We start from the raw sequence: 19,226 nt of genomic DNA on the forward strand, positions 1-19,226 counted from the left end.
ATGTCTTTTTTAGAAATGATCGTCAACTTGGATGACGAGCAGCATAGGATAAAGGAAGAATTGTGGAAAAAGGTGAGGAGGGGGATGGATGTCCCGGCAAGAAAAAAGTCAGTTTATTGTGTCTCAGGAAGACTGGTCCCTCCATCGAAAAGGTTATGACGACCAGCAGCGTCATCAGAAAAAAGTCAAAGAGGCGATTAAAAACAATTTGCCGGATCTTGTCACAGAAGAAAGCATCATCATGTCGAATGGAAAAGATGTTGTTAAAATTCCGATTCGTTCATTAGATGAATATAAAATTCGGTATAACTACGACAAAAATAAACATGTGGGTCAAGGGGATGGAGACAGCGAGGTTGGCGATGTTGTTGCGCGTGACGGCTCAGACAGTAAGCAGGGTCAAGGAAAGGGGCAGGGCGCTGGAGATCAAGCTGGTGAGGATTATTACGAAGCAGAAGTCTCATTAATGGATCTCGAGGAAGCACTGTTTCGTGAACTGGAGCTGCCAAACCTCAAGCAAAAGGAGCTTGACGACATCATTGTCGAACAAATTGAGTTTAACGATATTCGCAAAACCGGGTTAACAGGAAATATCCACAAAAAACGAACGATGCTGTCGGCATTTAAACGAAATGCGATGACAGGCAGTCCTTCCTTTTATCCCATCTACCCGGAGGATATCAAGTATAAAACGTGGAATGAAGTGACCAAACCAGAGTCGAAAGCCGTCGTTTTGGCGATGATGGATACGAGCGGAAGTATGGGTCTTTGGGAAAAATATATGGCGAGAAGTTTTTTCTTTTGGATGACACGTTTCTTACGGACAAAGTATGAGACAGTTGATATTGAATTTATTGCTCACCATACAGAGGCGAAGGTGGTAGACGAAGAACATTTCTTCTCTCGGGGGGAGAGCGGGGGGACCATTTGCTCGTCTGTCTATCGAAAGGCACTAGAGCTCATAGACGAACGATACCCACCGTCGCGGTATAATATTTATCCTTTTCATTTTTCTGATGGTGACAATTTGACATCAGATAACGCCCGGTGTGTGAAACTTGTTTCTGAGATCATGAAAAAAGCCAATTTATTTTGCTATGGTGAAGTGAATCAATACAACCGGCATTCTACGTTAATGTCAGCATACAAGCATATTCAGGATGAGAAATTTAAGCATTATATTCTGAAGCAAAAATCAGACGTTTTTCTCGCACTAAAAAAATTTTTTCAGCAGGAAGAAGTTCATTCATAACGCGCACATTTGAAAAAACCTTTCAGCATAAGGGCTGAAAGGTTTTTTGTGTGGAGAAGGAAGGGATCACCAGAAAAAAAGTAAAACTTTCTCTTTGACATTTCAATTTTCATTTATTAATATTTAATCTTGTTAAATATAAGTTTTTCAAAAAAGATGCCGATCGTCTTTTCTTCTTTTTCTGCTCCTTGCTCATAATTGAACAATAAATATAAATGGGCTGCACACCATGTTTCGGGCGGGGGTAGATCAAGGGAAAAGGACAGATTGTTGAGCTTGTTTCATATTCTGTCAGATGATGGGCATTCTAAGTTTGCTAAAGCAGATGACACTATATTTTTATACATGAAAGGAGAAACAAAACATGAACAGAGGGCGTTTATTGCTAACGAACATTATTGGCCTTATTGTAATTCTTGCCATTATTGCCGGAGGTGCTTATTACTACTACGAAAGCACAAACTTTGTCAAAACAGATGAGGCTAAAGTGACAGGTGACATGTATCAAATCACAGCACCAGCAGCTGGACAAATCAAAGGCTGGGATATCAACGAAGGTGACGAAGTGGAAAAAGACAGCACAGTTGCAAAAGTTGAAGGACAAACAAAAACAAACATTAAAGCAGTGGCTGATGGCACATTAGTCAAAAAAGAAATCCAAAACAACCAACAAGTGCAGCCTGGTACAGTTCTTGGTGAAACAATCGATTTAAGCAAGCTTTACATCACAGCAAATATTAAAGAAACAGATATTAAAAACATTGAAAAAGGCGATAAAGTCGACATCGTTGTAGATGGAGATCCTGATACAACATTTGAAGGAACTGTTGAACAAATTGGTTATGCGACAAACTCAACATTCAATATGCTGCCAGCAACAAATTCAAGTGGTAACTATACAAAAGTAACGCAAAAAGTAGCAGTGAAAATTTCAATTAAAAATCCATCAGACAAAGTACTTCCAGGTATGAATGCTTCTGTCAAAATTTCATCTTAATGATGATTGATATCAAAAAATGAAAGGAGGTTGTCTGAGATGGCAAATCAACCTGCAGCGACAAAACAGGGAGCAGGCTCCTTGTCTTTACTGATCATTTTAATGGCCGGTTTGTTCGTAGCGATTTTAAACCAAACGCTTTTGAACGTAGCTATGCCCCATTTAATGACAGAATTTAATGTGAGTGCAACGACGATTCAGTGGCTGACAACAGGCTACATGCTTGTCAACGGTGTGCTGATTCCGTTGTCTGCGTTTTTAATCACACGTTTTGGACAGCGTAGCTTATTCCTAGTGGCCATGATCTCATTTACACTAGGTACATTTATTTGCGGTATTGCGCCAAACTTTTCAACCATGCTCATCGGCCGTTTGATTCAGGCTGTCGGCGGCGGTATTTTACAGCCGCTCGTCATGACAACAATCCTTTTTATTTTCCCTCCGGAAAACAGAGGGAAAGGAATGGGGATTTTCGGTCTTGCGATGATGTTTGCTCCTGCAGTAGGACCAACATTATCTGGCTACATTATTGAACATTATTCTTGGCGTATTATGTTTTACGGACTTGTGCCAATCGGTGCGATTGTCATTATCGCGGCTTTCTTTATGTTTAAAAATATTGTAGAGCCTAAAAAAATCAAGCTGGACAGTCTTGGTGCGATTCTTTCAATCGTTGGTTTTGCTTCCCTTCTTTACGGAGTGAGTGAAGCAGGAAGTGATGGTTGGACAGATCCGATCGTCTTATCTACGATTATTATTGGTGCGATTGCGATTATTCTCTTTATTTTCCAACAGTTGAAAGTTGATAATCCGATGCTTGATTTCCGCGTATTTAAATACAGCATTTTCTCATTATCAAGTGTTATTAACATCATTATTACGGTTGCCTTATATACAGGGATGTTCTTACTTCCGATTTATCTGCAAAACCTCGTTGGGTTTACGGCATTGCAATCTGGGCTATTAATGCTTCCAGGGGCACTTGCGATGCTCATTATGTCCCCGATATCAGGGATCTTGTTTGATAAATTTGGACCTCGTCCGCTTGCGATTGTGGGGATGCTCATTACCGTTGTCACGACATATGAGTTCACAAAGCTGACCATTGATACTTCTTATAGTCACATTGTGCTCATGTATGCAGTACGTGCATTTGGTATGTCACTTCTTATGATGCCGGTTATGACAGCAGGGATGAACCAATTACCACAGCACTTAAACAGCCATGGTACAGCGATGTCTAATACATTGAGACAAATTAGCGGTTCCATCGGTACGAGTTTGATCACAACGATTTATACGAATCGGACGACATTCCATTATTCCAATATGGCGGATCAAACAAATACAGCCGACCCGCTCTTTATGAATTCATTCCAGGCGGCTGTATCGAATGTGATGCATCATATGGGCATGACAGCAGAAGCTGCTCAAAAATATGTATCCACCCAGCTCTTTACGAAAGCACAGATCGATTCAAACGTGATGGGTATCAATGATGCTTACATGTGGGTGACATTATTCTGTGCGGCTGGTGTCATTCTCAGCTTGTTCCTGCGAGATGTTCGTAAGGATAAAAAGCGAAAAGAACAGCAGCATAAGAAACAAGAAATATCATTGCTTCCAGCACCTAAGGAAGCAAACCAAGATGCAAGATAAGTGTGGAGGGACCGTACATGAAAATTTATGTTGTATACGATAGTGAAGGTGACCATACAAAAGCACTTGCAGAAGCGATTGCAGCAGGCGCAGGTGAAACAGAGCAAGCTGAAGTATTCATTGATCACGTGAAAGATGCAGACATTCGGAAGCTCGATCAAATGGATGCGATCATTTGGGGCTGCCCTGGTCACTTTGGTACTATTAGTTCTGGGTTAAAGACATGGATTGACCGTCTTGGCTACTTATGGGCAGAAGGAAAACTAATCGATAAAGTCGGTGCTGTTTTCTGTACAACTGCTACAACACACGGCGGTTTAGAAATGACAATGCATAATTTGATTACCCCAATGTTCCACCAAGGAATGCTTGTTGTCGGCCTTCCTGGAAATGTTCCTGAGAATGCTTTATACGGCTCTTACTATGGAGCTGGTGTGACATGTCCGATCGATTCTGATGAATTGATTTCGACTGAAGGCATTGAACTCGGAAAAGCACTAGGAAGACGTGTAGCATCAGTCACTGCGTCATTTAAGCGATAAGGAGAGGGTTCTTTTGGCGACGATTATTGTAGCGTTAGTAGCTGCTGTTCTAGTCATTATTGGATTAGTAGCGTTCAATGTCAGACACGCATCGGCCGATAAGGAAGAGATCAAAGAAGATGTCTCCAATCAGCCTGACGTGCCGCATAGCGAGCCAGAAGCTGTGGCGAGACCTGTAGAGCCTGAAGTTGAAAAAAAAGCGTCAGAGCCTTCTCAAACAGATGATGCTGCGGCTGGCGACGATTTCTATAGACAGGCGCTTCAAAAGTTTAAACAGCCAGAACCACCTGTCAAAGAAGAAGAACCAGAGACTAAAATGAATGATGATATGTATCGTTCTGCTTTACAGAAGCTAAAGCAGAAGGACAAATAAAAAAGAGAACCTCTCATCAGGTTCTCTTTTTTTATGCAACAAAAAAACCGCCGACAGAAGCCGGGCGGTTTTCCTTCACTCTATAAAGTGCTAAAAGAGCAGATGCTCTTAAATTACGCTTTGTTAACGTTAGCAGCTTGTGGTCCACGGTTACCTTCAACGATTTCGAAAGAAACTGATTGACCTTCTTCTAAAGTTTTGAAGCCTTCGCCTTGGATAGCAGAGAAGTGAACGAATACATCGTCTTGACCTTCTACTTCGATGAATCCGAAACCTTTTTCAGAGTTGAACCATTTTACTTTACCTTCTAACATGAAATTTCCTCCTAAAGCGATCTTAACGCTTAAATTCACTATTCTTGCTCTTACACAAACTTCAAAGACGAAAACTCTTACAAAACTTTCTTCTTAAAGATGATACGAACAAAAATAATTACCTTTACTTTACCAGTGTTTGCGGGAAAAAACAACTGTTATACGAAAACTTTTTTAAAAATAATTAGCGCTAACAAATTGAGGAAAATGCCTATGTCAAATGGTCTTTTTTTCTCTCTGAAAAGCTCACTTGATTTCGGCCGGACTCCTTCGCTTTATAGAGCTCCTGATCAGCTATAATCGGTAATTGCTTAATGTCTGCACTAGTTCCATGAGAATAAGCACATCCGATTGATACTGTAGTATGAATGGACAGACCGTTTTTTAAATAAATCGGCTGATCTGCTATTTTTTTTCGTAAGCGTTCTGCAATCTGCCATGTTTTCTCAATTGTACAGTTTGGAAGAAGGACAGCGAATTCTTCACCGCCAATCCGCCCAATATAATCAGAGCTTCTTGTGTTTTTAATCAGCCTTGTACCGATTTCTTTTAAAACGATATCTCCCTCATGATGCCCATATTGATCATTAATGGTCTTGAAGTAATCGATGTCTAGGTAAATAAGGGACATTTGATGGATAGGCTGCTTCAACTTCTTAGTAAAAGCATCACTTAATACCTCATCGAACTTCCGTTTATTTAAAACACCTGTTAAAAAGTCATAATGAGCTTGGAATTTATACAAATTTAACAGCTGATATGCTTTTGTTTGATGCTCAATGACATAAAAATTAAACAATCCAGCAATATATGAGAAAATCCAATAAGTAGAATGCAGTTGAAATGATGTCTCATGCACGACCATGATAAACAGGCTTGTGGCCATCACATTACCAATCGTAATGGATAACAGCATTTTCACAACATGATTCATATGACGCTCTGCAATCAAAAAAGAAGAGGCTGCGATAAACATCATGGAAAAAATATTGATGGAAGAAGCGATGTTGGCTTCAATTAATAATCGGCCAATGACGACAACAAAGGCTGCAATCATTGTTTGGGCGATGCCTCCATAAAAGGCCGTTAAAATAAGGGGAATATGTCTTAAATCGATGATCGCTGGTCCTGTTTTAATAGAGAAGAACATTAAAAGGACACCGAGTAACCCAGAAAGCATGCCTTTGCATATTTGTCTGAGCAAGGTATCTTCTTTTTTTAGAAAATTCTCTTTAAACACAAGCATAAATAAATAATGGAAAGTAACAAGAATTGTTAAATTAATAAAGAGGTCTCTTAGCAAAATAGAATCACCTTTTTAAAATTACTAAAATTTGTTGCAAAAGAAAAGGGTAAAAAGGATAATTAATAAAAATTTTAATGAAGAGGAATTGAAGAAAATGCGAGGAAAACGCTTTCCAGATCAAACGGACTGGCTTTCTTTTTTTGAAAAAATGCCAGATGCCGGATTTGAAAAAGAAATGCCGGTTGAATATCAAGATTTGACGTTTCGGTTCGAGAATCAGGAGGAGCGATTTGTTGTGGACATGTCGCTTGCTATGCGGGAATTTACCTTAAAGGTCGTTCGAAAAAAGACCGAATCCGTTTTAGGCATATATGATTTTAAAACAGTGCAGCATGTAGAGATAAAAAAAGATCGGAAGGAAGAAAAGGAGCTTTTGCTGATATTAGAGCATCATGACGACTTCCTCACAACAATCGAAATCTCATTTTTACCTTCCTTTTGTCTCATGGTCAAAGAACATTTTTCTGGAGAATAAACAGGAGCCTCTTTTTATGAAGGCTCCTGTTTTATTATTTGTGCTCGATGTCATTGATGACTTGCTGGATTGATTCATCATCCATCACATTCATCACATTTTCATCAATGTGAAGAGATTGCGCATAAGACTCTCTTGGCTGATAGGTTCTTGTTGGTGATTGGTGCTGGTTTGTTTGATTTGGCTGGACAGCTGTGAATGCTTGCTTGATCATTTGTCCAACTTCACCTGTTCCTTTTGATTCTTTATGTGAGTGGGACTCATGGCGAGATGAGTTTTGGTGCTGATGGTTTGCGCCTTTCATCATTGAAGACATATTCATTTGTGTCATGCTTTTCAGCCTTCTTCGTAATACCGGGGAGAATAATGCAATGATAGCTGTTGATACTGCGATCATTGCGCCAGTGCTCATACCTTTTCTTTTCTTAAACAAACGAATCCCTCCATTTGGTCGTGATGATTCTACATCATGTTTAGGATGACCAAACCCAGCTGAATTATGAATTCATTTTACGAAAACAGAGGATGTGTGCATAAAAAGCCGGCTGGATGAAAAACCTATGAGCAAAAGGAGGGAATAATTGATGAATAAGAAATGGATGCTATCTTTACTGCTCGTGCCAACATTAATCACCGCTGGGTGTGGAATGAACAATCAAGGCGATGAGCGTAGAGGAACAATGAAAAGGCAATATGAAAATGTCACATATAAGAATGACAACATGAGACAGGATCAGCCAGATGTTCAAACACCTCAGAAGGTCAAAGTGGCAGATAAGGCGTCAGAGCTTGTAGCGAATATGTCTGAAGTGAAAACAGCGAACGTGCTTGTCACTGGAAAAAATGCATTTGTAGCCGTTGTGCTTGAAGGCAATAAAAGCGGTGATGTGACGGACGATCTGAAAAAGAAAATTTCAGACAAAGTCAAATCAACGGATCAACAAATCGACAACGTGTATGTATCTGCTAATCCAGACTTTGTCGATCGTATGCAAGGGTACGGAAAACGTATTAAAAGCGGAGAGCCAATTTCAGGATTCTTCGATGAATTTACTGAAACGGTTAGACGTGTCTTCCCTGAATCAAAATAGCTACGACAAAAGCCGTATGTCATATGCGGCTTTTTTGTTTGGAACCGCACCTCGCGTACCTGACTGCATAAAGTAAAAAATATATCACCTCTTGTTGATCTTTGTTTCTTCATAGAAAGAGAAAGAGGGTGCAGGATGAATTCAGGTGGGGAGCAAATGAAAGCCAAGCCGTCATTGATTCATAAAAAACTTGTAGGCGGAATGATTGCAGCAGGTCTGATTTTTTATGCTTTCACCGCGTACTTGATTTATGTTGCGTTTCAGCTGACAGGACAATATTTAGAGCAGCAGTCTTCTCCTAAAACGATTATAACGGAGGGACTCAATAAGCAAGTATATGAACATATTCGAATCTACTATGCAGAGGAAGAGGAAGCTTTTGTTGATCTGACAATAGAGGCTTTGAAACAGGCAGAGAAGAGGACAGCGTCAGTGTTTCAATTTGAAGCTGACAGACCTTTAGACGTTATTTATTTTGATGATAAAGAGTCGATCGAACAAATGGCAGGGATTAAGCATATTACTGGATTTTACTCTGATCATGATCAAATGATAGGGTTATATCCAGATAAACGGGAAGCATTATTGAAGAAAGAGACACTGCCTTTATACTTTTTCAATACGTTGTTTATTCATGAGTATGCTCATTTTGTTTTCTATGAAAAGGTCCATTCATATGAAGTGTCTCCAGGAATGTTTCCGCTTTGGTTCCACGAAGGAACAGCAGAATGGACGGCCTATGACGTGTTAAATGCTACGTCTGAACGCTTCGACGTGATTCCTTTTCAATCTCTTCATTCTGATCAAGACTGGCAGAATTCCCGGGTGACGTATGAGACAGATGTATATTTACAAAGCTATTATATGATCTATGAGCTGGTGCAGCTTTACGGACGAGACGTCATACATGAAATCATAGAGGAAACTGCGAAAACGGGCCAATTTGCTAGCGGCTTTGAACAGGCGACGGGGAAGAGGCTCACAGATTTTGAAGATCAGTTTAAAGTCATGTATCAAAGAAAAAACGGCTGACCAAAGAAGGGGGTCAGCCGTTTTTCTTAATGAAGAGGCTTTTGTTGATCGGCCTTACTAGGAGGCATTTGAACCTGCCCCTGAAGCTGTGCAAAAGCTGACGTCATGGCGGTCATGTCTTGTTTGGAAAGCTGAGGAACTTGATAGTAGCCATGCTTATTTTGATACAAGAAAATTTCATACGCCATTTCGATAAAGTTCGGAATCTGCGCAGCAAGCACACGTCTGACAACAGGGTTTGTTACTTCTAATGCTGACATTGAAAGTAACCCGGCGTGTGATTTGACTAGGCTGAGCATGTGTCCTGTGATGCCTAAGTCTTTTACATCCTGTAGTGACTGGTTCGGCTTCTTCGGCTGAGAAGGTTTGATTCCGTATGTCACTTGAGTGTGTTCTTTCATCATATAAGTAGCGGTTTCTTCACTAGGCTTTTGGCCTGTAGAAAAACAATCTACAGTGACATTGTACTGGGATAAAACGAATTGATATTGTCGATCCAGGATGTCGGATAATGCAGGATCTTGAATAAATTGCCGCAAGATCATATATTGATCCAAAATATTAATCGTGCCGGCTAAAATTTCATGTAAATCGAATAACTCATGCCCGCCATGGTTGAGCTCAGGCTGCTGAGCGCTTCCTTGAAACATTGGCTGCTGATCGTTTTGCATTGAGATTCCTCCTTCTGTTTATACACTCTGTTTTAATGTGAGGATGTTTTCACGATTTCATGCAAAAAACATTATTTACAATTAGAGGGTTTTCTTTCTTTTTGTCGAAAAAAAGTATCAGACGAATGAACATGGGGGTACCAGATGCAGGACAAAATCATTAATCGTTTGATAGAAGACGAACATGTGCAGACACCAGTGATCGGCATCGGTGTTTCGCCGTTTGAACAGCATCATCTTGAGGCTTTTTTTCAATCATTACCACATGAATTAAATGCCTCTTTTATTGTTGTGCAAAATCATGTGACAGGCGATTGTATAACAGATTTGGAAGCACTTGTTTTACCGATTGGCTACCGGGCAAAAACGATTAAACATGGTGAGAAAGTCATGAAGAAGACGATCTATTTTTGTCCGCAGCATGCAGCAGTGACGTTAACGGAAGATCACCGGCTTCATGTGTCTGAGCAGCTGCCAACAAACAAGGCATGCTCTGTCAACTCGCTTTTTAAGTCACTTGCCAGCGTTCAAAAGGAAGAGGCGTTTGCGATCTTCTTTCAAAAAGGTCATTGTGTGGGGAGTGGATTGCTCCAGTTGGTTGAGCAAGGCGGTACAGCCTTATCGTGCAGTGAGGTAGAGAGTGGTTTTGACAGTTTGTATCATCACACATTCAAAAATCCGTCCACCCTTGCGGCATATACGGCCAATATCATCAATGTCCCGCATGCTGATGCGATGGATCCAGCTTTACTAAGAATCATTGAACGTCTTGAAATGTATAAAGGGATTGCCTTTTCAGCCTATGAAAAGAAAAGGCTGCTTTCTGTCATTCAAAAGCGTATGCGCACTGCAAACGAGCCGATGTCATTATTATCAGAGTACGATCGTTTATTAGAAAGAGAACCAGATGAGCTTGATCGCCTGCACGCTCAGCTCCTAAGCGGCACGACTACTTTCTTTAGAGATACGGAGGCTTTGCGAGTATGTGAACAGAAGGTGATACCGTCAATCATTGACCATTCAATGAACAACGGGAAATCTCGATGCCGAATTTGGATTGCGGGATGTTCGACAGGGGAAGAAGCTTATTCTTTTACAATTTTATTTTTAGAAGAAATGAAGCGAAGAGATGTGTCCATTGAACTTCAAGTCTTTGCGACAGATATCAACCGAAAAGCCATTCAAATAGCTAGTAAAGGTCTTTATTCGAGAGAATCTATGGCAAGCATACCGGAAAAATGGCGGGCGCGATATTTCGAAAAGAAAGGTGACGCTTTTATTGTGAAGCAGTCGCTTAGAAAACATATTGTTTTTGCTCCTCACAATTTATTGATTGATTCACCTTTTATCCACCTCGATTTTATCAGTTGCCGAAATGTTCTGATGTACTTTGAGCCAGAAGTGCAAAAACGAGTATTATCCCGATTCCAATATGCTTTAAAAGATCAAGGGGTGTTGATTTTAGGGCCAAATGAAACTGTCCCCAATATCCCTCGATTGTTTCAATTGTTCAATGAGAAGTGGAACATTTACACCTATTCCAACGTTCCTGCACCTAGTGTCCCTTGGGTACATGACGCTCGTGATGCCGAGTTAAAAAAGCGAGCTGCACAATATATGAAGGATGTAAGCGAGGATTATGATGCATGTATAGTCATTAATGATTGTAACAAAATCCTGGCGATGTCAAATGGGGCATATTCCTTCTTAGACCATGTAGAAGTGTCAGATCAATCATGTGAATATGTGACACCTGAATATTTGAAAGAGATGTTAAGTCAAACCTTTCAAAAGGTGTGGACTGACGAGACAGAGGTTGTGTTTCAGCATGTTCTCATTTCGGAAAAAGGAAAAAAGCAGTATGCGGATTTTACTGTAAAGAGTTTTGATCGCCGTTTTAAAGGAGTATACGTCATTCTTATTCGAATGAATGAGAGAGGAAAAAATCAAAAGAACAGCAGGGAAAATGGGATGTCAGATCAGAATTCAGTCTATCAACAGCGTATTGTCGACTTAGAAAATGAACTAAATGAAGTCAAACAAAAAGAGCAGGAGGCAAGGGCTCAATTAAAAGCGAAAAACACGCAAATAGCGGAGCTTGAGAAAAAACACGATCATTTTATTAATATCATAAACAACTTAAGGGTAACAAGGGAAGAACTGTATAGACCTTCTGTCAAGCCGGAGCTTGCGACGTTGTTTGTGGACCGAGACATGAATATTCGCTACTACACTCCTACAGCTGCCTCTTTATTTACTTCAGCTCAAATAAGGCACCAGCAATCCTTTCAGTCGATGGCTAAGAAACTTACGCAGGAAACGCTCTATCATGACATACAATCCGTTATCTCGGATAAGCGCGTCATCGAACGAGAAATTGAAACGAATGAAGGAGAACAATTCACCGTTCACATCACACCTATCCTTGACCAAGATCATGAGGGAGCGGTGATGACGTGGATTAAAATGACGGAAATGACAAAAATCAAACAGTCACTTCATCTAGCGGTAACAGCACTGGATAATAGCCATATTCATATTGTTGTTGCAACTGAGGAAGGGGTCATCCAATGCGTGAATCAGCGTTTTTGCCAGTTTGTGCAGCAGCATGAATATGACCTGATCGGCAAAGATATCTTTTCTGTCTACCATTCTCTGTGTCAATGTGATGATTTAGAAAAGCAATGGGACGTTTGTTTAAAAGAAGGCAGCTGGACAGGTGAGCTGTACTTTCAGGATTTATCAGGCCGTGAACGATGGGAGAGGGTCTCTTTACATCGAATTGATGATCCTGACAAAATGCAGTCTACCGTGATGCGGATTTCAGAGGACATTACGAATCAAAAGCAGTCAGAGAAGATGCTGATGAAGTCAGAGATGCTTTCCGCAGTAGGTCAGCTTGCAGCCGGCATCGCCCATGAGATAAGGAACCCGCTGACGTCGTTAAAGGGATTTTTACAGCTGATGATTCAAAGTAAGAAATATCAGAAGGATTATGCAGATGTGATGATGTCTGAATTTAATCGGCTTGAAGCCATTATTAATGAATTCCTTGTGCTCTCTAGAAGCAAATCGGTGAAATTTGAGCCGGTACAAGTCAATCTTCTGCTCGAAGAAGTGATCATGGTCGTTGAATCACAAGCGGTTTTAAAAGGCGTGTCTATTCAAAAGAATTTGTCTCCGTCGCTGCCAAACATTCAAGGTATACCGAATGAACTGAAACAAGTCTTCTTAAACATTCTTAAAAACGGTATTGAAGCGATGGATGGTGTGACAGGTGTTATTCAGGTCACATCCGTATTGGAACATAATCAGATGATGCTGATCTTTGAAGACCAAGGTAAGGGCATACCAGAAGACGAAATAGGGAAACTGGGTGAACCTTTTTATACAACGAAAGAAAAAGGGACTGGCCTTGGTTTAATGATGACGATTAAAATCATTGAAAGCCATGGCGGCAGCATTCGTTTTGAAAGCAAAAGCTTCGAGGGGACACGGGTAATTATTACGTTTCCAATGAGCTAGCAGACATAAGATTTACAAGAAATCCATCTACCATCAATATTTACTTAGTACACTATGAGAGATAAAGCTCGGAAGGGGAGAGGTTTAATGAAACGTGTTCGATCCATTCGAATGATCTGCTGTTTGGTTTTGGTGATTTTTAGTCTGCAATCCTTACTGCCTGGCATGATCACAGCAGAACAAGCCAGTGCGTCTGAAAAGAAGGAAACGGTATGGAACCAAAAGAAGCCAATGAAAATCAAAAAAGCCCGTCAGCTAATCGGAGAGACAGTGACAGTGAGCGGAATTGTGACAGCAGATCAATCGGCTATAGGCAATGGGAAACTGTCAACGTACATTCAAGACAAATCAGCTGGAATCAATATATATTCAGCACAGCCTGACAACTTCCCAGAACTAAAAGCTGGCATGAAGGTGACAGTATCGGGGAAGATCACGTCTTATAAAGGACTGATTGAAATTGTGCCGGATCGAGACCGCCTGAAGATCGATGGTGTGAATCAAACCTTGCCAAAGCCGAAGCGAGTCTCCGTGAAACAACTAGAAACGGATCAGGCACGTAAACATGAAGGAAAACTTGTGAAGGTCAAAGGCTATGTTGAATCAAAACCAGAGCAGCCGGCTGGCGGTGGATACAATGTGGTGATCATTGATAAAAAATATCACAGCACCACCCTTAGAGTGATGGTGGATACAAGTGCCATTGATGAAGTGAAGACAGGGAAATGGTATGAGTTTACAGGAGTGTTAAGCAAGTATGATTCGCTGCAGGTGCTTCCACGACACAAGGGTGATGTCAGCCTGCTGAAACGCCAGCCAAAGCCGCCAAAAATCAAGAAAGAATACGAGGCAACGGTTGACCGGGTGGTGGATGGAGATACGATTCATTTAAAGAAGCCTGTGCTTGGTACAACAAAGGTGCGCTTTGTGAATATGGACACGCTGGAAACGTACCATAAGCCAAAAAATGAATTAGATCAAAACCAGCTGCGTTTTGGACAGAAGGCGGCGGACTATTTAAACACACTTCTTTCAAGCGGAGATAAAGTCACATTAAAGATTGGTCCTGAAGCGAAGGACGGCTATGGACGTCTTTTAGCTCAAGTGAAAACCAAAAAAGGGGTCAATACGAATTTAGAGCTTGTGAAAAAAGGATATGCTCCTACGTATTTCATCTGGCCGGTTGGAGATGAAAAGGACTATCAGACGTTCCAAAAAGCTGTCAAAGAGGCGAAAGAAAAAGGGCTTGGCATTTGGAATGAAGCAGATCCGCTGCTGGAACAGCCGTTTGAATTTAGAGCACGTGAACAGAAAAAAGGACTGACACGCTACGTCGGTGATTCATCAGCGAAAACGTACGTATCGCCTGACAGCTGGAAAGAAATCGCTGTAGATAAACGCATCTTTTTTGCTTCGAAAGAAGAAGCAGAACAGGCTGGCTATCAGCCGGCAGAAGGAACTGGGGAAGTCCCATTAACCATTTTAAGCTTGAATGATTTACACGGGAAAATTGATCAACAATACGAACTGGATCTGAAAGGTGATGGCAATAAAGGAACGTACGGACGGATGGATTATGTGGCGGCTTATATGAAACAAAAACAAGCAGCAAACAAAAATACGATCACAGTCCATGCCGGAGATATGATTGGCGGCAGCTCTCCAATATCTTCTCTTCTGCAAGATGAACCAACAGTTGAACTCATGGAGAACATTGGCTTTGATGTTGGCACGGTCGGCAACCATGAATTTGATGAAGGGGTGGACGAGCTATTACGGATCATAAATGGCGGAGAACATCCTAAAGGCACAAAGGGATATGACGGACAGAATTTTCCGCTCGTTTGTGCAAACTGTGAATACAAGGATACAGGTAAACCACTTTTACCTGCATATGAAATCATGGATGTCGAAGGAATCCCTGTAGCATTTATCGGTGTTGTGACAAAGTCAGCCGCAGGAATGGTCATGCCAGAAGGGATTAAAGACATTCAGTTTACAGATGAAGTTAAAGCGGTAAATGAAGCTGCGAAGGAATTAAAAGAAAAAGGGATCAAAGCCATTGCGGTTTTAGCTCATATGACAGCCTCGCAAAATGGAGATACCATCACTGGAGAGAGTGCGAAGCTTGCCAAAGAAGGCGATGATGAAATTGATGTCATCTTTGCAGGGCATAATCACGAAGTCGTAAACGGAGAGGTCAATGGGAAATTAATTGTTCAAGCCTTTGAATATGGGAAGGCCATTGGCGAAGTTAATGTAACACTTGACCGCAAAACGAAGGATATTGTCAAAAAGAGTGCAAATATCCAGTATGTAGACCAGTCTGGTATTGAAAAGGACAAGGAAGCAGCCGTCATCTTGGCTCATTACGGGAAAGAAGTTGAGCCGATAATTAGTGAGGTAGTTGGTGAAGCTGGTGTCAAAATGGAAGGCGGCTATTCAAATGATGGAGACACGCCGCTCGGTAATTTGATTGCCGATGGTATGAGATATTCTATGAAAAGTGATTTTGCCATGATGAATGGCGGCGGGATCAGGCAAAACCTTGAAAAAGGGCCGATTACGTGGGGAAATCTGTTTAATATTCAGCCCTTTGGCAACGTTTTAGTTAAACTTGAGATTAAGGGAAAAGACTTGGCTGAGATCATTGAAGCGCAAATTTCTCCTCAATTTGGACCAGATTATAGCATTTCAGGCTTTTCATATTCCTATGATCCGGTAACATATAAAGTAGTCGACTTAAAGCTTCCAGATGGTTCAGCCGTTGCGCTCGATCAAACGTATACACTCACGGTGAATAATTTTATGGCAACTGCAACTGGCAGTAAATATGCACCGATAGGACGGCTGGGGAAAAATCCTGAAACAGGTCCAGAGGATTTAGAAGCCACTGTCGCTTTTGTGAAGAGCTTTGAAGGAGCTTCCATTGTGTATCAAAAAGAGGGACGCATTCAAAAAGCAAAACAAGAAGAAAAAGCAGCAAGCTAATGACCGTATCATCTAAGAGAAATGTAACAGGTAAAGGAGTTTAAGCATGAAAAAGTGGCTTGCACTTACTGTGATGACAGCAGGAATTGTCTTGCTCGGCTGGGGAATTTGGCAAATCGCCTCTACGCACCTTCAAACGGCACAATCATTAGAAGATGCAAAGAAAGCGGTAGCGGACGATCAAGGGATGTCAAAGAAGCAGTTTTCTCCTGATGTGGGGAAAGCCTCTGGCATCCTGACGATTCCGAAATTAAAAGCAGACCTTCCCATTGTCGAAGGGACAGATGCGGATGATCTTGCCAAAGGAGTCGGGCATTACAAAGGCAGTTATTACCCAGATCAGAAGGGACAAATCGTCCTATCTGGCCATCGTGACACGGTATTTCGCCGAACAGGTGAACTGAATATTGGGGATCAGCTGAAAATCACTGTGCCGTATGGTGAGTTTGTTTATGAAATCACACATACGAAAATCGTGGATCAGCATGATACATCCATTATTACTTTGCAGAATAAAAAGGAAGAGCTGGTGTTAACGACATGCTATCCATTTCATTTCGTTGGCAATGCACCAGAGCGGTACATTATTTATGCAAAAAGAGCATCTGTCTAAAGAAAAAGAGCCTGCTGTTTAAATGCAGGCTCTTTTTTTAATGGATAATTTCGTCCATGAGCTGGGACATATCTAGAGGAAGCGGTGCTTCTATGCTCAGGTGCTCACCTGTAAAAGGATGTGTCATGTCTACTTGTTTGGCGTGGAGAGCGCATCTATTGATATGATGACGAGCTCCGCCATAAAGTGTATCTCCAGCTAAAGGGTGCCCGAGACTGCTAAGATGTACTCGAATTTGATGTGTTCTTCCGGTCTCAAGTTGCAGCTTGACGGCTGTCATTTGCAGACGTTTATTGCTGTCCATGACCTGAAAGTGAGTGACAGCATTTTGACCAGTAGGAGAGATTCTTCGTCTGACGGCATGATGCTTGTCACGGCCAATTGCTGCATCAATAGTGCCTTTCTTTTTCTTGAAAAGTCCTTCTGCGATGGCGATGTAGGTTCGGTTGATCGTTTTTTTAGAAAGCATTTGATCAAGCACAGCATGAGCTAACCTGTGTTTAGCAAAAATGACCGTGCCGCTTGTGTCTTGATCGAGTCTGTGAATATGTCTCACTCGCTTTTCCTCGCCATTTGCTTGAAAATGAAAGGCCACAAGGTTAGCCAGTGTGCCCGTTTGTCCCTTTTCATTCGGGTGCGTCGGTCGTCCAGCGGGTTTTTGCACAATCAATAAGTGCTCGTCCTCAAAGAGCACCTCTAATTCACCATATTCTGGCGTCACATCACTTTCTTCCGTTTCAAATAAATCGATCAGTATGTGATCACCTGTACTGACTTTTGCCGCGTGATGGGCAGGCTTTTGATTTAAACGTACTTTTTGATGCTCCATCCAAAAATGGATAATCGGTTTTGAAGCCGACACTGCTGTTTTTAAAAACTGACTCAGTGAAGAATCTTGATGCTGCTCACCTACTTTTAGCGAGAGCGTGTGTCCTTTAATGTTCATGATATCCGTTCCTCTCTTTGGGTATATATAGGAAACACTTACCTTGGCGAACGCCTTTTTTTCTGTGCTATTCTGAATGGAGAAATAACGACAGAGAGGTAGATGTCACGTGAGAATAATGAAAGCTGCTACAGACCTGCAAGAGCAGGCAATTGAAGAAATATCAAAGGATGTTGAAGATCTTCTATCCCATGCTGTCGGTGAAGACCCAGCTGCGCGTCAAAAAGAACGCCCGCTAACCTTTGTTGAAGGGGTTTATAACGGAACGATGGACGATGCTTTTCGTATTTTATCGGGACTTCAGCTATTACATACCATTATTGTAAAACCTAAACGCCATATTACAAAGTGTGATCGTGAGCTATTCGAGCGAAACCGTGAGCAGGTCAATGCATGCGGCTTTTCTTTTCCGTTTGATTTAGACGATTTTGCCAGCCGCCGCCTTCAAAATGCGTAAAAGTTGGTGTGAACTTCCTTGTTAACTTACAAGGCTGCCGCACATACTATTTTTAAGGGAACGGAGAAACCTTTAGATCTGTAATACCAAACCCGCTCTTTTTCAACATTGCCTATTTCTCCACGAATCGGAGCGCTTGGATCTCTTGCAGAATGAACTGAACACGGGTAGGAGCCTGACAAAATGGTACAGGCTCCTTTTATACATAATTATTTTAGCAGACATTCATCTTTGAAAGTCAATTTTATTCACGATATGATAGCATTGAGTATCATATTAAAGACTTTCGTAAAAAAAGGAGTGGCCTCGTTGGTAAAGGCGATTATATTTGATTTTGACGGATTAATTTTAGATACAGAAACACATGAATATGAAGTTTTACAAGAAATGTTTGCGGAGCATGAGTCGGAGCTGCCTCTTTCCGTATGGGGCAACGTCATCGGGACGCAGGCAGGCTTTAAGCCGTTTGAATACTTAGAAAAACAGCTAGGAAAGACGCTCGATCATGAGGCACTCACAGCGGACCGGCGTTCTCGTTTTCAAAAGAGAATGAAGGATGAATCAGCACGACCTGGCGTAGAAGCTTATTTACAGGCAGCGAAGGAGCTAGGGATCAAGATTGGACTTGCTTCCAGCTCAGACTATAAATGGGTGTCTGATCACCTGAAGCAAATTGGTCTTTTTGATTACTTTGAATGTATCCGCACGTCAGATGATGTGGAAGAAGTCAAACCTCATCCAGAGCTTTATTTGCAAACCGCAAGCTGTTTAGGTGTAGAGCCAAAGGATTGTGTGGCTTTTGAGGATTCAGTGAATGGATCAGTGGCTGCTAAACGGGCAGGCATGAAATGCGTCATCGTCCCAAACAAAGTGACGAGCACGCTGCAATTTGAAGAATACGATGTGAGATTAGAATCCATGGCTGAAATCGAATTGCTCCAGCTATTCCATCAGCTTGAAAAAGAGGATCAGTAAGGGGGCA

18 protein-coding genes are annotated in these 19,226 nt (G+C 41.4%); 13 read left to right on the forward strand and 5 right to left on the reverse strand.

What is annotated here, in order from left to right; translation table 11 throughout:
* Nucleotides 1-88: 88 nt before the first annotated feature.
* From yhbH to AMR95_RS15065, 5 genes are all read left to right on the forward strand, one after another.
* On the forward strand, nucleotides 89-1,252 hold the full coding sequence (yhbH, locus tag AMR95_RS15045; protein ID WP_034282299.1) for a sporulation protein YhbH: 1,164 nt from the start codon (nucleotides 89-91) through the stop codon (nucleotides 1,250-1,252).
* Nucleotides 1,253-1,616: 364 nt separating this feature from the next.
* Nucleotides 1,617-2,249: an HlyD family efflux transporter periplasmic adaptor subunit gene (locus AMR95_RS15050; protein WP_039177397.1), complete on the forward strand. Its 633-nt coding sequence runs from the start codon at nucleotides 1,617-1,619 to the stop codon at nucleotides 2,247-2,249.
* Between the two features lie 39 nt (nucleotides 2,250-2,288).
* Nucleotides 2,289-3,908, forward strand: coding sequence for a DHA2 family efflux MFS transporter permease subunit (locus AMR95_RS15055; protein ID WP_039177398.1), 1,620 nt, complete (start codon nucleotides 2,289-2,291; stop codon nucleotides 3,906-3,908).
* 17 nt (nucleotides 3,909-3,925) lie between these two features.
* Complete coding sequence (locus tag AMR95_RS15060) at nucleotides 3,926-4,450, forward strand: NAD(P)H-dependent oxidoreductase (protein WP_024425322.1); 525 nt, start codon at nucleotides 3,926-3,928, stop codon at nucleotides 4,448-4,450.
* Between the two features lie 13 nt (nucleotides 4,451-4,463).
* Nucleotides 4,464-4,823, forward strand: coding sequence for a hypothetical protein (locus AMR95_RS15065; RefSeq protein WP_058838761.1), 360 nt, complete (start codon nucleotides 4,464-4,466; stop codon nucleotides 4,821-4,823).
* Nucleotides 4,824-4,936: 113 nt separating this feature from the next.
* Here AMR95_RS15065 and cspB read toward each other — a convergent pair whose 3' ends face one another.
* Nucleotides 4,937-5,137: a cold shock-like protein CspB gene (gene cspB, locus AMR95_RS15070; protein ID WP_008349061.1), complete on the reverse strand. Its 201-nt coding sequence runs from the start codon at nucleotides 5,135-5,137 to the stop codon at nucleotides 4,937-4,939.
* A gap of 211 nt (nucleotides 5,138-5,348) precedes the next feature.
* Nucleotides 5,349-6,440: a diguanylate cyclase gene (locus tag AMR95_RS15075; protein WP_058838762.1), complete on the reverse strand. Its 1,092-nt coding sequence runs from the start codon at nucleotides 6,438-6,440 to the stop codon at nucleotides 5,349-5,351.
* A 97-nt stretch (nucleotides 6,441-6,537) separates the two neighbouring features.
* On the opposite strand from AMR95_RS15075, the gene AMR95_RS15080 reads away from it, so the two are divergent.
* Entirely contained in the window at nucleotides 6,538-6,918 is a 381-nt protein-coding gene (locus tag AMR95_RS15080; RefSeq protein WP_058838763.1) for a hypothetical protein, read from the forward strand.
* Nucleotides 6,919-6,952: 34 nt separating this feature from the next.
* On the opposite strand, the gene AMR95_RS15085 is transcribed toward AMR95_RS15080, so the two are convergent.
* A complete protein-coding gene (locus tag AMR95_RS15085) occupies nucleotides 6,953-7,351 on the reverse strand; it encodes a hypothetical protein (protein ID WP_058838764.1) in 399 nt (132 codons plus the stop codon).
* Nucleotides 7,352-7,502: 151 nt separating this feature from the next.
* Between AMR95_RS15085 and AMR95_RS15090 the strand changes: the two genes are divergently transcribed.
* Nucleotides 7,503-8,009, forward strand: coding sequence for a YhcN/YlaJ family sporulation lipoprotein (locus AMR95_RS15090; RefSeq protein ID WP_034282294.1), 507 nt, complete (start codon nucleotides 7,503-7,505; stop codon nucleotides 8,007-8,009).
* Nucleotides 8,010-8,165: 156 nt separating this feature from the next.
* The gene (locus AMR95_RS15095; protein WP_058838882.1) at nucleotides 8,166-9,041 is read left to right on the forward strand and encodes a hypothetical protein; all 876 of its coding nucleotides are present in this window, start codon (nucleotides 8,166-8,168) and stop codon (nucleotides 9,039-9,041) included.
* Nucleotides 9,042-9,067: 26 nt separating this feature from the next.
* Here the strand turns inward: AMR95_RS15095 and AMR95_RS15100 are convergent, their stop codons facing one another.
* A complete protein-coding gene (locus tag AMR95_RS15100; RefSeq protein WP_058838765.1) occupies nucleotides 9,068-9,712 on the reverse strand; it encodes a spore coat protein in 645 nt (214 codons plus the stop codon).
* A gap of 144 nt (nucleotides 9,713-9,856) precedes the next feature.
* On the opposite strand from AMR95_RS15100, the gene AMR95_RS15105 reads away from it, so the two are divergent.
* From AMR95_RS15105 to AMR95_RS15115, 3 genes are all read left to right on the forward strand, one after another.
* Nucleotides 9,857-13,237 (forward strand): CheR family methyltransferase, encoded by a 3,381-nt coding sequence (locus AMR95_RS15105; RefSeq protein ID WP_058838766.1) that lies wholly within the window; start codon nucleotides 9,857-9,859, stop codon nucleotides 13,235-13,237.
* A gap of 87 nt (nucleotides 13,238-13,324) precedes the next feature.
* Nucleotides 13,325-16,228 carry a 5'-nucleotidase C-terminal domain-containing protein gene (locus AMR95_RS15110; RefSeq protein WP_058838767.1) on the forward strand — a complete coding sequence of 968 codons (2,904 nt, stop codon included), beginning with the start codon at nucleotides 13,325-13,327 and terminating at the stop codon, nucleotides 16,226-16,228.
* A 46-nt stretch (nucleotides 16,229-16,274) separates the two neighbouring features.
* Nucleotides 16,275-16,841, forward strand: coding sequence for a class D sortase (locus tag AMR95_RS15115; RefSeq protein WP_041089565.1), 567 nt, complete (start codon nucleotides 16,275-16,277; stop codon nucleotides 16,839-16,841).
* Nucleotides 16,842-16,878: 37 nt separating this feature from the next.
* Here the strand turns inward: AMR95_RS15115 and AMR95_RS15120 are convergent, their stop codons facing one another.
* Nucleotides 16,879-17,787, reverse strand: coding sequence for an RluA family pseudouridine synthase (locus AMR95_RS15120; protein ID WP_058838768.1), 909 nt, complete (start codon nucleotides 17,785-17,787; stop codon nucleotides 16,879-16,881).
* A gap of 109 nt (nucleotides 17,788-17,896) precedes the next feature.
* Here AMR95_RS15120 and AMR95_RS15125 point away from each other — a divergent pair, with 109 nt between their 5' ends.
* Both AMR95_RS15125 and AMR95_RS15130 read left to right on the forward strand, forming a co-directional pair.
* Nucleotides 17,897-18,244, forward strand: coding sequence for a DUF5365 family protein (locus AMR95_RS15125; protein WP_041089569.1), 348 nt, complete (start codon nucleotides 17,897-17,899; stop codon nucleotides 18,242-18,244).
* 309 nt (nucleotides 18,245-18,553) lie between these two features.
* A complete protein-coding gene (locus AMR95_RS15130; RefSeq protein WP_041089572.1) occupies nucleotides 18,554-19,219 on the forward strand; it encodes an HAD family hydrolase in 666 nt (221 codons plus the stop codon).
* Nucleotides 19,220-19,226 lie beyond the last annotated feature (7 nt).

This window comes from Bacillus sp. G1(2015b) (genome assembly GCF_001482475.1).
In the GTDB taxonomy this organism is placed as follows: Bacteria; Bacillota; Bacilli; order Bacillales; family Bacillaceae; genus Bacillus; species Bacillus safensis.